Here is a 14,257-nt window from a genome sequence, read left to right as displayed (position 1 = left end):
CGGTTGCCGAGGCGGAGCGACCGTCGAGGCCCGGCAGCCGCTCCCAACGCCCTCGGGTCGGCGGCGGGCGTGGATGCATAAGTCTTGCTTCCGGGGCGCGTCGAGTCTCCTCTCGACCGCCACGCTCGCCCCGAAGCCATCCCCCAGACTGACGGGCGAGCGTGGATGCCCGAAAGGGCCTCGGTTTCCCGCATAGGTGAGAGACCGGGGTCTCGCGCACGCCGTAAAAGGCATTCCTTAAAGGATGCGGGGGCAACCTCGGTGTTTCCACGCTCTTGCGGGCGTTCAGCCTGAGCGCCGGGGCACCTGCCATGACCATCCTGAGTCTGTTCTGCCTGCTCTCGGGTGCGGTGCTCGCCGGCCTGGCTCCGCGCCGCTCGGTTCAGCAGGCGACCCTGGAGAGCGCGGGCGGCGGCCTGATCGTGCTCGGTCTCGTCATCATCGGTGCCGGCCTGCCCCTGTTCCGGTAGCCGTCTCCACGGAGCGCGCTACGCCTCCGCTCGATACCGTTTCCCGACGAGGATTGCGGCGCGGTCGTCTCTGCGCGCGGAGCGAAGCAGGCCAGGCGGCGCGACGCCTTCTGACGTCGCGCCGCCCTGGGTCAAATCGCTGCGCGCGTGATGACGGGCTGGGCCCCGTCTACGGAAGCATTCGAACGGAACCTCTTTGACCGATACGGTCCCGGTTTGGCGGCACGTTGCTCGAAGAGCGTTGATCCGGCTCGCAAGCTCCGCAGAATTGTCTTTCAGCCGTATAGAAACGAAGTAAATCTACCGCCTGTCCGGGGGTGGTCTTTGCCGGCAATGGCCTTTATGGTCATCCGCCAGCGATGCTGATCGATGTTTTGAAATCCTATAAAGTAAAGACCGGGAGCATTTGAGCGATGTCCTGTCCGGACAGGAACGAGGTTTGCGGCGTCCCGGGAGGGAATCGGGCGAGACCAGGCGCCGTCCTCGCGGGGCCGCTCGTCGAGGCGGAGGCCGAGATCGTCTCCGCGCGCCTTCTCCAGGGGCGCCGGGAAGTCGTCATCCGCCACAGCGGCCAGCGCTATCGCCTGCGTGTCACCGCGAGCGACAAGCTGATCCTGACCAAATGATCGGGCTCATCCCACCCCGCCCGGCCGGTCCCTGGTCGCGCCGCGCGCTTCTCGCCGCCCTGGCCGCGGGCGCGCTCGCCCCGCGCGGCGCCGCGGCGCAGACGGCCACCCGCATCGCCGCCCTCGGCGGCGCAATCACCGAGATCCTCTACCGCCTCGGGGCCGGCGACCGGATCGTGGCGGTCGACACGACCAGCCTCTACCCGGCCGAGGCCCTCCGCGAGAAGCCGAATGTCGGTTACCTGCGGGCGCTCTCGGCCGAGGGCCTGCTCGCCCAGCGGCCCGATCTGATCATCGCCGCGGAGGGCGCGGGCCCGCCCGCGGTCCTGGCGCAGCTGCGCGAGGCCGGGCTGCGGGTCGAGCCGGTGACGGAGCCGCCGAGTCCCGAAGGTGTGCTCGACAAGGTCGCCACGGTCGGGCGCCTCGCCGGGCTCGAGCGGGAAGCCGAGATCCTCGAGGCCGACCTGCGTGCCCGCTTCACCGATCTCGCGGCCCGGCGCGCCCGGATCGCGCGGGCCGCCCGCGCGCTCGTCGTCCTGTCCCTGCAGAACGGCCGGACCGTCGTCGGCGGCACAGGATCGGCGGCGGACGGCATCCTGGCTCTGGCCGGCATCGCCAACGCGGCGTCCGGGATCGCGGGTTTCAAGCCGATGACCGACGAGGCCGTCGTGGCGGCGGCGCCGGAGACGGTGGTGATCATGCAGAACGGCCCGGAGCCGCTGGGGCCCGAGCGCGTCTTCGCGCCTGGTACCGCGCTGGGCCAGACGCCCGCGGCGGCCGCACGCAGGCTCGTGGCGATGGACGGGCTCTACCTTCTCGGCTTCGGCCCGCGCACGCCCGAGGCGGCCACGGACCTGATGCGGGCGGTCTACCCGGATCTGCCGCGTGATTGAGCCCGGACCCGGCGGAGCCTGCGCGTGAGCCGGCCTGCCGCGACGCTCCCGGTCCTGGGATGTCTCGCCGTCCTGGCCCTTGCGGCGGCGCTGCTCTCGGTGAGCCTGGGGGCGATCCGCATCCCGGTCGCGCGCGTCCTCGCCGTGCTGACCGGCGGCGGGGCCGATCCGGCGCTCGCCCGCGACGCTCTGGTGATCCTCACCATCCGCCTGCCCCGAACCCTGCTGGGGCTGATGATCGGGGCGGGGCTGGCGGTCTCCGGGGCGCTGATGCAGGGCCTGTTCCGCAACCCCCTGGCCGATCCCGCTCTGGTCGGGGTCTCGTCGGGGGCGGGCCTCGCGGCCGCCGGCATCATCGTCCTCGGCGACCGGCTCCTCGCCGCTCTTGGCCTGCCGGGGCCGCTGCCCTACGCCGTCCTGCCGGCCGGCGCCTTCCTCGGGGGCCTCAGCGCAACGCTCGTCCTCTACGCCCTGGCGACCCGGTCCGGACGCACGGCGGTGGCGACGATGCTGCTCGCCGGGATCGCCCTCGGAGCCCTGAGCGGTGCGCTGACCGGGCTGCTCACCTTCGTCAGCGACGATCGGCAATTGCGCGATCTCGCCTTCTGGTCTTTGGGCAGCCTCGGCGGCGCGACCTGGGCCAAGGTCACGGCCTCGGCGCCGCTGATCCTGCCGGTGCTGGCCGCCCTGCCGTTCCTCGGCCGCGGCCTCAACGCCCTGGTTCTCGGCGAGGCCGAGGCGGTCCATCTCGGGGTCCCGGTGGAGCGCCTGAAACGGGCCTGCATCCTGCTGGTGGCGGTCGCGGTCGGCGCCAGCGTGGCGGCGGCCGGGGTGATCGGCTTCGTCGGCCTCATCGTGCCACACGCCCTGCGGCTCGTGATCGGCCCGGGGCACCGCCTGCTGCTCCCGGCCTCGGCTCTGCTCGGGGGCGCCTTCCTGGTCCTCGCCGACGTCGTGGCCCGCCTCGTGGCGGCGCCGGCGGAACTCCCGATCGGCATCGTCACAGCGCTGGTCGGGGCGCCGGTCTTCCTCTGGCTGCTCCTCGGTCGGGCACGGATCGACGATGCCTGAGCCGGCCCTGCTCACGGCCCGCGACCTGGTCGCCACGGTGGGTGGACGCGACCTCGTGCGCGATGTCTCCGTCGCGGCGGAGCCCGGCAGCCTGCAGGTGATCGTCGGCCCGAACGGTGCCGGGAAATCGACCCTGGTGCGCCTGCTCAGCGGCGCGCTGCGGCCGAGCCGAGGGGCCGTCCTCTATGGCGGAGAGGCGGTGGGATCCATTCCGCCGTGGCGTCTCGCGGCGATGCGGGCCGTGCTGCCGCAGGCCTCGCGCCTCGCCTTTCCGTTCTCGGTGGCCGAGGTCGCCCGGATCGGCCTCGACGGCATCGGCCGGGGCCTCGATCGTCGGGACCGGGCCGCGATCCTGGCCCGGGCGCTGGCGCAGGCCGACGTGGCGCACCTCGCCGACCGCACCTACCCGACCCTTTCCGGCGGCGAGCAGGCCCGGGTGCACTTCGCGCGCATCCTGTGCCAGCTGGAGGCGGGCCGCACCGTCGCGGAGCGGCAGGTGCTGTTCCTCGACGAGCCGACCGCCAGCCTGGACCTTCGGCATCAGGGCGCGCTGCTCGACGCCGCGGCGGAACTGACGGCCAAGGGCGTGGCCGTCGTGGCGATCCTGCACGACCTCAACCTCGCGGCGGCCTACGCGGATCGGCTGCTGGTGCTGGACGGGGGGCGGCTGGTCGCGAGCGGCCGGCCGGCCGAGGTCCTGCGGGACGACCTGATCACGCGGGTTTTCGGCGTCCGCTGGCCGGTCGGGCGGGTGCCGGATGGGGATCAGCCCTTCCTCCTGCCGCGCCGGGATGTGGCAGAAACATCACATTCCTGATCGCATTCCGCCGTGTTTTAAGATCTTCCAGTGTGGTGAAGGGCAACCTTCGAACCATCCGAAGGTGAGGCGCGGCGCGATCGATTGCGCTCGTCTCAAGAATTGACACAGAACAGCCTCAGCAAGCCAGCCATCCGCCAGCCAGCTCTCTCCTCCGACTGTGCGTGTGCGGATCTCATCATGTCTCGTCCTTGCTCCCGCATGTGCCTGGCGCTCGGCGCCATGCTGCTGCTCCTGGTCCGCGCCGATGCCCAGGAATCCGGCTCCCGAGCGGCTCCGCCTGCCGAGACCGAGGTGGGGCTCGACACGCTCTCGGTCACCGCGACCAAGACCGCGGTGCCCGCCATCGACGCGCTGTCGGGGACGAGTGTCGTCACGCGCGCAGATCGACCGGCTCCAGCCAGCGCGCCTGTCGGAGGTCCTGCGCGACGTCCCGGGCGTGACCATGCAGGAGAGCCGCAACGACCCGGCCCAGGCCATCAACATCCGCGGCCTGCAGGATTTCGGCCGCGTCAACGTCCTGATCGACGGCGCGCGCCAGGATTTCCAAGTCTCAGGTCACGGCGCGAACGGGGTGTTCTACCTGGATCCCGAGCTGGTTGGCGGGGTCGACATCACCCGGGGGCCGACCGCGACGATCTACGGCTCGGGCGCGATCGGTGGCGTCGCGGCGTTCCGGACCCGCTCGATCGACGACATCCTCGCCCCCGGGGACTCGGCTGGCTTCGTGCAGAAGCAGGGCTTCGGGACGAACGGGCAGAGATTCGTGAACAGCTCGGCGCTCGGCGCCCGCATCGGCACCGCGGCGGACCTGTTCGGCCAGTTCGTCTTCCGCAACACCGCGCCCTATCGCGACGGGCTCGGCACCCTTGTGCCCGACACGGGCAGCGAACTGGGCGCGGGCTTGGCCAAGCTCACCGTGCGGCCTGCGGATGGGCACGAGATCCGCGCCACGGCGCTGCTGCAGCGCTTCGACTTCGCCAATGGCGGCGGCACCGGCGCCGGAGCCCGCTTCGCCAATGCCGTGCAGGCCGACACCTATACGTTGGGCTACCGGTTCGCCCGGCCGGACGTGCCGCTGATCGACCTCAGTCTCGACGGCTACGCCACGACGACCCGCGACGCCCTGACCTTCCTGCGGGATTCGCCGCGGGGCCTCTACGACCGGCTCGGCACCCGGGCCGGCGACCGCCTGACCTACGACATCGGGACCGCCGGTTTCGACGTCCACAACACGGCCCGCTTCGACACGGGTCCCGTCTCCCACGCGCTGACGGCCGGCGGCGATGCCGTGGATGACCATGTCCGCACCGGCGATCGGGCCGGCGGGTTCGGGTCGGCCTTCACGCCCTCGGGACGCCGGAGCCTCGCCGGCGTCTTCATCCAGGACGAGATCCGCGCCGCGCCCTGGCTGCGGGTCATCGGCGCGCTGCGCTACGACAGCTACCGGCTGGCCGGGGGTGCATACCATGCCGATGGCGACCGGATCTCGCCGAAGATCACGGTCGGCGTGTCGCCGCTGGTCGGTCTCGAGATCTACGGCACCTATGCCGAGGGCTACCGCGCGCCCACCATCACCGAGACCCTGGTCCAGGGCATCCACCCGTTCCCGGCCTTCACGATCCTGCCGAACACGGCCCTGCGGCCGGAGGTGGCGCACACCGTGGAGGGCGGCGTGAACCTGCGTTCCGACGCGGTGCTGGTGGCGGAGGACGCGGTGCGGGCCAAGCTCGCCGTCTTCGACAACGCGGTCGACGCCTTCATCGACATGCAGGCGGTCGGGCCGACCTACTACGTCCCGGCCATCCCCGGCATCCCGCCCTCACTCTGCGCGCGCCGGCCCGGGCGCTTCCCCTGCGTCATCCCGGTCCAGTCCTATCAGTACCGCAACATCACCCAGGCCGATCTCTCCGGCGTCGAGCTGGAGGGCAGCTACGATTGGGGCCGGGGCTTCGTCTCGCTCGCCGCCACCCATATCGACGGCCGCGACCGGTCCACCCGCGAGACCCTTCTCACGGTGCCGCCGGACCGGATCAGCACGAGCGTCGGATTGCGCTTCCTCGCCGAGCGCCTCACGGTCGGCGCGCGCCTCACCCTGGTGGATGCACGCACAGGCTTGCCCGCCGGCGCGGCGCGCCGCATCGCCAAGGCGTACGGGCTGGTGGACCTCTTCGCGACCTACGACATCGACAGCCGCCTCAAGGCGGACTTCATCGTGCAGAACGCCTTCGACAAGCGCTACCGGCCCTATCTCGACGCCTTCGCGAGCCCGGGCCTCGTCGCCAAGGCCGCGCTCAGCCTCGCCTTCGCGACGCGATAGGCGCCTCCTCGCGGGCACCCGCGGCGGCGCCGTCCCGAACGGCAGCGACATCGGACCGGACGTCGTCCAGCGCGCAGCGGACACGTTCGAGGGCCGTCGCGACCGTCTCGGCCGGGTAAGGGCCAGCCGGATTCTGCGCATCCTGGCAGAAGCTATCCAGCAGGTAGGGCATCATCTTGCCGTGAAGCACCGCATAGGCGCCAGGATTGGACAGTTCGTAGATCACCGCAAGGGCGTGATAGGCCCGGACAAGGACCTCGAGCGCGACATCGTCGCTGGGCGCGTTTCGGTTCCAATCATCGCCGTCCATCATCGCGCTTATGATTTTATTTCCGTCCCCCTATCGGGTAACATGCCCTATTAAGACTGTCGATACTTTTGGATAAGACAGTGGATGCGCCGCTATTCGCGTGTCGGCCTTTCAGATTTCCGTAAATAGAACGTAATATCCACTAATTTTGGCGTCCGAAATCAAATAATGGCTTGATCACGCCCGTGCCGGGACGGTCGAACCATCGTGGCGATCCTGTTCTCCACCTCGGCGAGGACGCTGTCGACGAGAAGATTCGCGCTCGCGACGATATCGGCGCCGAGCGTTTCGCTCCGGCTCGTTTCCTCGATGATGCGGAAATTGTCTTGGACGAAGGTGCGGATCTTCTGCTGGACCTCGGTGAACTCGCCCGGGTGCGCCGTCTCGTAGAGCAGGGCCAGGGCCAGATAAGCGCGACCGACCATATCGAGCGCCAAGTTCGTGCTCGTCTCTGCGTTGGCGGACTCTGTGGGCGGCACGACGCGCGCATCTCCGTCAAGATGATCTGACGAACCTAGCATGTTCTCAGCCCGAGCGCCAATCGTCCAGGTTGCGCCTCGGCGTGATTACTGTTGTCCTTTCCGCTGGTTGGCGCAGAAGTCGAGATGCCGAGACTTCAGGGCACTGTCAAACATCCCTGACACGGTAGGGTGTCGCCGCTGCTTCGGCAGATGTCGGACCGATCAGCGCTCCCGAGGCATGACGGGCTTATCGGACGCCTGACGCTGGCGCGCAGCCGTCGTCGATTCCACATTCCCGGCTGTAGTCGCGCGCGGTCAAGCCGATTATCGACACGCGCACGGGGCCGGCCACGCGCGGCGCGCCCAAGTCCAGGAGAATCGTGACTGTGCCCGAGAGTGCCCCGCGTCCCGTGATGCTCGTGATCCTCGATGGTTGGGGACTCCGGGACGAGGTCGCCGACAACGCCGTTCACCAAGCCAAGACACCGATCTTCGACGCGCTGATGCGGGAGCGCCCGCGGGCGCAGCTGCGCACCTTCGGCGCCGATGTCGGCCTGCCCGAGGGGCAGATGGGCAATTCGGAGGTCGGCCACCTCAATATCGGCGCGGGCCGCGTGGTCCTGCAGGACCTACCACGCATCGACGCCGCCGTCGCCGACGGCTCGCTGGCCGCGAACCCGGCCCTCATCCGGTTCATCGAGGCCCTGCGCGCGTCGGGCGGAACCTGCCACCTCGTCGGCCTGCTCTCCCCGGGCGGCGTCCACGCCCACCAGGATCACGCGGTGGCGCTCGCGCGCGTGCTGACGGCGGCCGGCATCCCGGTCTGTCTGCACGGCTTCACGGACGGGCGCGACATGCCGCCCCGCTCGGCCGCCACCTGCGTGGCCGCCGTGGGGCCCGCGCTGCCCAAGGGCGCGCGCATCGCCACCCTGTGCGGCCGCTACTTCGGGATGGACCGCGATCGGCGCTGGGAGCGGGTCCAGACCGCCTACGACGCCCTGGTCGATGCGCGCGGAACCCGCTTCGACCGGGCCGGTCAGGCGATCGCCGCGTCCTACGCGCAGGACGTCTCCGACGAGTTCATGCGGCCCGCCATCATCGGCGACTATGCCGGGATGCGGGACGGCGACGGCATCCTGAGCTTCAACTTCCGCGCCGACCGGACCCGGCAGATCCTGGAGGCGCTCCTCGACCCGGATTTCGCGGGCTTTGCCCGGGCACGGACCGTCCGGTTCGCCGCCGCCCTCGGGATCGTGCAGTACAGTGTCGAGATCGATGCCTTCGCCGAGACCCTGTTCGGTCCCCTCGACCTGCCGAACGGGCTGGGCGAGACCGTGTCGCGGGCCGGGCGCACGCAGCTGCGCATGGCCGAGACCGAGAAATATCCGCACGTCACCTACTTCATGAACGGCGGCCGCGAGGCGCCCTTCGAGGGCCAGGACGCGGTGCTGGTGCCCTCGCCGAAGGTCGCGACCTACGATCTGCAGCCGGAGATGTCGGCGCCTGAACTCACCGACCGGGCCGTGGAGGCGATCGGCTCGGGGCGGTACGACCTGATTATCCTGAACTTCGCCAATCCCGACATGGTCGGCCATACCGGCAGCCTCGCCGCCGCCGTGACGGCGGTGGAGACCGTCGACACCTGCCTGGGCCGGGTGGTCGACGCGGTGACCAAGCAGGGCGGCGCCCTCCTCGTGACTGCCGACCACGGCAATTGCGAGATGATGCGCGATCCGGAGACCGGCGAGCCCCACACCGCCCACACCCTCAACCCGGTGCCGGCGATCCTGGTCGGCCGGGCGGGGACGTCCCTGGCCGACGGCCGGTTGGCGGACGTGGCGCCGACGCTCCTCGACCTGATGGGCCTCGACCAGCCGGCCGAGATGACCGGGCGGTCTCTGATCCGGACAGCGGGCGGTCGCTGAGGGCCGGGTCGGCGGCACGCGGCCTGCACCGCCCCGGCTGCCATGCGTGTGTGCCCTGGGAGACGTCCCGCCATGAACCCGGTGCGTCCCAGAGCGGTGCGAGGTCGTCGTGCGTCTGACCGATCCTAGGACATGATCGCCCGGCACAGCCTGATCTATGTCGGTTCGCGGGGTTTCGCGGCCGCCCTGAACATGGCCTCCGTGGCGGTGTTCACGCGGCTCGCGCCGGTGGAGAGCTACGGCACCTACCTGTACGTCCTGTCATGGGCGCTGGTGCTCTACGGGGCGACCTGCCAGTGGCCGAAATTCGCGTTCTTCGCCCTCTACGACGAGGCGCGCGAGCCCGCGCAGGTCGGCACCGTGGTGAGGATCCTGGGGGGCACGCTGCTGCTCGCCGGCCTCGGCAGCGCCCTGGCCGCCGGCCTCGGGCTGATGCCGGCCCGGATGGCCGCCGCGATCCTGGCCCTGGCCTTCGGCACGACCCTGTTCGAGGGCTCCACCGAGATCGCGCGCACGCGCCTGCAGGCCGGGGCCGTGGCGGCCTCGGTGATGAGCCGGGCGGTTCTGATCCTCGTCCTCGGCAGCGCGGCTCTGCACCTTTCGGCCGATCCGCTCCACCTCGCCTTCGCGGTGGCCGCCGCCAATGCCCTCGCGGCGCTTCCGGCCGCCGCCACCATCGCGCCGATGATGCCCGGCCGCGGCAGCCGGGCCGAGGCCCTGCGCCTGTTCGCCTATGGCTGGCCGCTGGTGCTCTCCTTCGGGACGGCGGCGCTCGCCCAGAGCCTTGACCGGCTGATCATCGCCCACACGGTGGGCCCGGCGGGACTCGGCGCCTACGGCGCCCTCGCCGATTTCCTGCGGCAGAGCTTCATTGTGTTCGGTGAGGCGATCGCCCTGTCGCTGATCTCGATCGCCAAGCGCGATGCCCGCGCGGGCGGCATGGCGGCGGCCGCGCGGGTGCTGAGCGATGCCGCCCGGGCCATGACGCTGATCGCCGCCTTCGGGGCCGTGTTCTTCCTGTGCTTCGACGATGTCGTGGTCGCGGTGCTCCTCGGGCCCGATTACCGGGCCGAGGCTCAACAGCTCGCCCCGGTGTTGGTCCTGGCGAGCATCCTGATGATGTTCCGCGCCTACTACTTCGGTCAGGTGATCTACTTCACGAGGACCAGCAGGCTCGAGGCGGCGGCGGCCGTCGCCACGCTGGCGACCGTGGCCGTCCTCTCGCTCCTGCTGATCCCGGCGCTGGGCGCCACCGGGGCGGCCCTCGCCTTCGCGGGCGGGCAGAGCGCGGCCTGCCTCGTCCTGGTGCTCGGCGCCCGGCGGGCCGGCACGACGATGCCGCTGCCGCTCGCCGACATGGCTGGGATCGCCGGGATCGCGCTCGCCTGCGGCGCCGTGATGGCCGGGATCGGCCTGATGCCGGGCGGGCTGATGGTCCCCGGGCAGGGGCTGCGCATGGTCCTTCTCGCGGCCGCCGCGGGGGCGACCGCGTGGCGCTACGACGTGCTCGGCTTCGCCGGCGCGATCCGACACCGACTCGCCGCCTGACGGACCGCCATGCCGGAAACCGCCACCCTTGCCTCCGGCCTCGTGGCGGCACTCCGCCCCCTCGACCCGGCGATGCCGTGGATCCCGGCCTGGCGGGCGCTCGGCGCCGCGGCACGGGTCCGGAACCCGTTCTACGAGGCGGGCTACGCCCTCGCGGCCGGCGGTGCCTTCGGCGCGGGGGTGCGCCTCCTGCTCGTCGCCGACCGGCCCCCCGAACAGTCGGGGGCGCGGCTCCTTGCGGCCTGGCCGTTCCGGGTCTCGTGGCGGCGCTGGGGGGTGCCGCTGCCGCTGCTGATGGGCTGGACCCACGGCTACTGCCCGTTCGGCGCGCCGCTCCTCGACGGGGCCGACCCGGCGGCCGCCCTGGCGGCGCTGCTCGCCGCCCCGCGGGCGCTCGGCCTGCCGCCGCGGCTGTACTGGCCGAATGCACCCGCGGACGGGCCGCTGATGGATCTTCTCGCGGCCTGCACTCCGCGCCGCGCCGCCTACTGGCCCCACGCGCGCGGGCTGCTCGACCTCACGGCGCACGCACCGGAGGCCCGCACCACCTATCTTGATCACCTCTCCGGGCCGCGTCGGCGCAAGCTGCGCCGCGCCCGTGCGCTCCTGGAGGCAGCTGGCCCGGTCCTGTTCGAGATCCTCGCGGCGCCCGCCGACCTTGAGGCCGCCCTGGATTCCTATGTCGGCCTCGAGGCGGCCGGGTGGAAAGGCCGGGCGGGTACGGGCCTCGGGCAGCGGCCGGAGGAGGTCGCCTTCCTGCGCGCCGCCCTGGCCGATCTCGGCGCGGCGGGCGCGGTGCGCGTCGTCCGCCTGCGCCGGGGGGAACGGACGCTCGCCGCCGCCATCGTGCCGGTCACCGGAGCCGAGGCCTGGGTCCTGAAGATCGCCCACGACGAGGCGCAGCCGGAGGTCGCGCCCGGTATCCAGCTCGTCCATCGCCTGACCGAGGCGGTGCTCTCCGGCGTGGGGGGGATCGACCGGATCGATTCCTGCGCGCCGCCGGACTTCGCCCTCGGCTCCACCTTCTGGACGGAGCGCCGGCCGATCGCCCATCTCCTGATCGAGGCGGGGCGCGATCCCCTGTTCCCGGTGGCCCGGAGGCTGGAGCGGGCCCGCGAGGGCGTGGCCCGGGCGCGCCTCACCAGCCGAACCGGGCGATCTGCTCCAGCCGCGCCCGCGTCGCCGCCGCGTCCTGCCCCATGACGGCGATCCGGCCCGACAGGTCGTAGCAGGTCGCGCAGAACGGGAGCTGCAGCAGCGTGAACCCGTCGTCGCGCGCCCGGGCGACGGACGCGATCAGGCAGGGCAGGACCGGCTGATCCGCCGGGGCCGCGAGGCAGGCGGCGCGCGGACTGCCGAAGACCGGCCGGTTCGGCCAAGTCAGCAGGAGCGTGGTGCCGCCGCGCCGGTCGGGTGCCGGCGGCAGGGTGTAGCTGCGCAGGAACAGCGCGCCGGCCGCCAGCACGAGCACCGGCAGGATCAGGGCTGTGCGCATGGCCGGCCTCCCCGCGCCTCAATCGCCTTCGTCGAAGCGCGTGCGATAGAACACCTCCCGGCCGGCGCCGTCGATCACCCGGACCGCTTGGGCCGGCTCGCCCGAACGCTGCGGCACCCGGGCGCGGGCGAACAGGCGCAGTGCCCGCTCCTGCGCACTCTCCAGGCTGCCGACCCGCACGGAGATCCGCGTCTGGATCTCGTCGGGTTCTGGACCGAGGACTTCGATATGGAAGGTCTCGCGCAAGGGTATCCGCCTGATCGAGGGGCTTTCAGTGCCGGATCGGGCTGTCCGGCCGGGACGCGGCATACCACGATCCGGTCCAGCGCAGCCCGTATGCCCGGCACGCGCCTAACAACACCGTCATCGCGAGCGGCGCGAAGCGACCCAGGGCCGCGCCACAGGCCCGATCGGGGGCTGCGGGATTGCTTCGCTTCGCTCGCAAGGACGGTGCGCGCGGCCGCTCCCGGGCTTGGACCGCTATCGGACTCAGGCTGGCCTTGAGCAGAAGTCCAATTGCCCCGCGGCCGGTCAGGGCTCTATGAGGGCGGCCCCGACCGAGGAGAGATCACCGGAGAACCCGTTGGACCCGCTCAAGGCCGCTGCTGCGACCCTTCTCTGCCTCGCCCTGTTCTGGCTGGCCTTCCGGCTGACGCAGCGGCTGGTCGATCTCGCCATCGCGGGGGGCTATGCCGAGGAACGGCAGCGGCTGGCCGAGGAGGCGGCTCAGGCTGAGGCCGGCGCCGTACCGCAGGCCTCGGCCATCCAGGCCACCGCGGCGAGCTTGGCCTCGAACAAGGACCAGTCATCCGCCGCGGCGATCGGCGCCCACAGGGCTTCGACCTCCTCGATCAGCAGGGTGCAGGGCGTCGCCGCGAAATAGGGATGGTCGAGCCGCGCGCCAGCCACCGGCGCGAGCGGCTCCAGCGCGGCCCGCACCGGCGCGAAGGCCTCGGACCGGTAGTAGACGGCGGACGGGCCGGCCTCGGCCCGCGCGGCGCTCGCCAAGCCGCCGTACCAGTCGAAGAAGAACCGCTCGAACGGCGCCCGGCTCTCGGCCAGGAACCGCCAGACCGCGGAGACCAGCCGGTCGGTCTCGGGTCGCGGCGCCTCGGCGAGCCCAAGCCGGTGGAACAGGGCTGCCGCGATCCCCTCCTGAAGGGCCGGCCCGAAGCCCGAGAGGGCGGATTCCAGCCGCGCCTGGGGCGCAAGGGTCAGCAGGCAGTCGGCGAGCCGGGCGAGGTTCCAGAACAGCGCCTCCGGCTGGCGGCCGAAGCTGTAGAGCCCTGTCTCGTCGAAATAGGCGGCGGTGAAGTCCGGGTCGAAATGCGGTAGGAAGCGCCAGGGCCCGTAATCGAAGCTCTCGCCGGTGACGTTGATGTTGTCGGTGTTCAGCACCCCGTGGACGAAGCCCGCCGCCGCCCATTGCGCCCCCAGCCGGGCGACCCGGACGACGACGTCCTCCAGGAAGGCGACGCCCCGGTTCTCCAGGCTGTCGCGCCAGAGCTCCGGCCGGTGGGTCTCGATCGTGTGGTCGAGGAGTCGGGCGATGTTGTCGGGTTCGCCCGAGGCCAGGAAACGCTGGAAGCTGCCGATGCGGATATGCCCGTGGGACAGGCGCACCAGCACGGAGGACCGCGCCGGCGAGGGCTCGTCGCCGCGCACGAGGTCCTCGCCGGTCTCGATCAGGCTGAAGCTCTTCGAGGTGTAGACGCCCTGCGCCTCCAGAAGCGCGGTCGCCAGCACCTCGCGTACGCCGCCCTTCAGGGTGAGCCGGCCGTCGGCGCCGCGCGACCAGGGCGTCGTCCCGCTGCCCTTGGTGCCGAGGTCGAGGAGCCGCCCGTCCGCAAGGTCATAGACCTGCGCGAACAGGAAGCCGCGGCCGTCGCCGAGGTCCGGGTTGTACGCGCGGAACTGGTGGCCGTGGTAGCGCAGGGCCAGCGGTGTCTCGAAGCTGCCGGGCAGGGGCTCGAACCGGCCGAAATGGCCGATCCACTCGGCTTCCGAGAGGCCGCCCAGGCCGACCCGCTCCGCCCAGGCCTGGTTGCGGTAGCGCAGGATGGTCTGCGGGAACCGGGCCGGCGTGACGCGATCGAAGAAGGCGGGCCCGAGATCGGCGTGGCGTCGCGAGGGCTTGAAGGTGGTGTCGTCCATGCGGCGGCGCATCTCCGGGTTTGGGGGCAGATCTCGTTCTACCAAGCCGGCGGAACGGTATCCGTTGCCGCTTCCGTCCTCGCGAGCGGAGCGAAGCGATCCGTCGGCGCCCCGGTCACAGAGGGCGCGCCGCCCTGCGTTGCTTCGCTCCGCTCGCGAGGACGGTG

At 71.6% G+C, this 14,257-nt stretch carries 14 protein-coding genes; 9 read left to right on the top strand and 5 right to left on the bottom strand.

What is annotated here, in order from left to right; all coding sequences use genetic code 11:
• Nucleotides 1–311 precede the first annotated feature (311 nt).
• The 6 genes from AC3WSN_RS20300 (at nucleotide 312) to AC3WSN_RS20275 (ending at nucleotide 6,197) form a co-directional block, all read left to right on the top strand.
• The gene (locus AC3WSN_RS20300) at nucleotides 312–470 is read left to right on the top strand and encodes a hypothetical protein (protein ID WP_192710191.1); all 159 of its coding nucleotides are present in this window, start codon (nucleotides 312–314) and stop codon (nucleotides 468–470) included.
• Between the two features lie 413 nt (nucleotides 471–883).
• Complete coding sequence (gene hemP, locus AC3WSN_RS20295; protein WP_192710190.1) at nucleotides 884–1,096, top strand: hemin uptake protein HemP; 213 nt, start codon at nucleotides 884–886, stop codon at nucleotides 1,094–1,096.
• Nucleotides 1,093–1,989, top strand: coding sequence for a heme/hemin ABC transporter substrate-binding protein (locus tag AC3WSN_RS20290; protein ID WP_492540340.1), 897 nt, complete (start codon nucleotides 1,093–1,095; stop codon nucleotides 1,987–1,989). Before hemP ends, AC3WSN_RS20290 begins: the two co-directional genes overlap by 4 nt.
• A 24-nt stretch (nucleotides 1,990–2,013) precedes the next feature.
• A complete protein-coding gene (locus AC3WSN_RS20285; RefSeq protein ID WP_492540338.1) occupies nucleotides 2,014–3,060 on the top strand; it encodes a FecCD family ABC transporter permease in 1,047 nt (348 codons plus the stop codon).
• Entirely contained in the window at nucleotides 3,053–3,877 is an 825-nt protein-coding gene (locus AC3WSN_RS20280) for a heme ABC transporter ATP-binding protein (protein WP_492540336.1), read from the top strand. The genes AC3WSN_RS20285 and AC3WSN_RS20280 overlap by 8 nt, the downstream gene beginning before the upstream one ends.
• Nucleotides 3,878–4,244: 367 nt before the next feature.
• Entirely contained in the window at nucleotides 4,245–6,197 is a 1,953-nt protein-coding gene (locus AC3WSN_RS20275; protein ID WP_492540334.1) for a TonB-dependent hemoglobin/transferrin/lactoferrin family receptor, read from the top strand.
• On the opposite strand, the gene AC3WSN_RS20270 is transcribed toward AC3WSN_RS20275, so the two are convergent.
• Complete coding sequence (locus AC3WSN_RS20270; protein ID WP_492540332.1) at nucleotides 6,172–6,510, bottom strand: hypothetical protein; 339 nt, start codon at nucleotides 6,508–6,510, stop codon at nucleotides 6,172–6,174. The two genes, AC3WSN_RS20275 and AC3WSN_RS20270, sit on opposite strands and share 26 nt — an antisense overlap.
• A 158-nt stretch (nucleotides 6,511–6,668) precedes the next feature.
• A complete protein-coding gene (locus tag AC3WSN_RS20265; RefSeq protein ID WP_492540330.1) occupies nucleotides 6,669–6,944 on the bottom strand; it encodes a hypothetical protein in 276 nt (91 codons plus the stop codon).
• Nucleotides 6,945–7,381: 437 nt separating this feature from the next.
• Here AC3WSN_RS20265 and gpmI point away from each other — a divergent pair, with 437 nt between their 5' ends.
• From gpmI to AC3WSN_RS20250, 3 genes are all read left to right on the top strand, one after another.
• Complete coding sequence (gpmI, locus tag AC3WSN_RS20260; RefSeq protein WP_492543189.1) at nucleotides 7,382–8,893, top strand: 2,3-bisphosphoglycerate-independent phosphoglycerate mutase; 1,512 nt, start codon at nucleotides 7,382–7,384, stop codon at nucleotides 8,891–8,893.
• Nucleotides 8,894–9,025: 132 nt separating this feature from the next.
• The gene (locus AC3WSN_RS20255) at nucleotides 9,026–10,441 is read left to right on the top strand and encodes a lipopolysaccharide biosynthesis protein (RefSeq protein ID WP_492540328.1); all 1,416 of its coding nucleotides are present in this window, start codon (nucleotides 9,026–9,028) and stop codon (nucleotides 10,439–10,441) included.
• A 9-nt stretch (nucleotides 10,442–10,450) separates the two neighbouring features.
• On the top strand, nucleotides 10,451–11,644 hold the full coding sequence (locus tag AC3WSN_RS20250; protein WP_492540326.1) for a GNAT family N-acetyltransferase: 1,194 nt from the start codon (nucleotides 10,451–10,453) through the stop codon (nucleotides 11,642–11,644).
• Here AC3WSN_RS20250 and AC3WSN_RS20245 read toward each other — a convergent pair.
• The 3 genes from AC3WSN_RS20245 to AC3WSN_RS20235 all read right to left on the bottom strand — a co-directional run bounded on the left by AC3WSN_RS20245 (nucleotide 11,580) and on the right by AC3WSN_RS20235 (nucleotide 14,090).
• Complete coding sequence (locus AC3WSN_RS20245; RefSeq protein WP_492540324.1) at nucleotides 11,580–11,936, bottom strand: hypothetical protein; 357 nt, start codon at nucleotides 11,934–11,936, stop codon at nucleotides 11,580–11,582. The two genes, AC3WSN_RS20250 and AC3WSN_RS20245, sit on opposite strands and share 65 nt — an antisense overlap.
• Nucleotides 11,937–11,954: 18 nt before the next feature.
• Nucleotides 11,955–12,182 carry a hypothetical protein gene (locus AC3WSN_RS20240; protein ID WP_192710181.1) on the bottom strand — a complete coding sequence of 76 codons (228 nt, stop codon included), beginning with the start codon at nucleotides 12,180–12,182 and terminating at the stop codon, nucleotides 11,955–11,957.
• A gap of 480 nt (nucleotides 12,183–12,662) precedes the next feature.
• Nucleotides 12,663–14,090 carry a protein adenylyltransferase SelO gene (locus AC3WSN_RS20235; RefSeq protein WP_492540322.1) on the bottom strand — a complete coding sequence of 476 codons (1,428 nt, stop codon included), beginning with the start codon at nucleotides 14,088–14,090 and terminating at the stop codon, nucleotides 12,663–12,665.
• Nucleotides 14,091–14,257 lie beyond the last annotated feature (167 nt).

The sequence above is a fragment of the Methylobacterium sp. FW102-HT35C08 genome, assembly GCF_058790235.1.
This window is presented reverse-complemented; position numbering and strand designations above follow the sequence as displayed.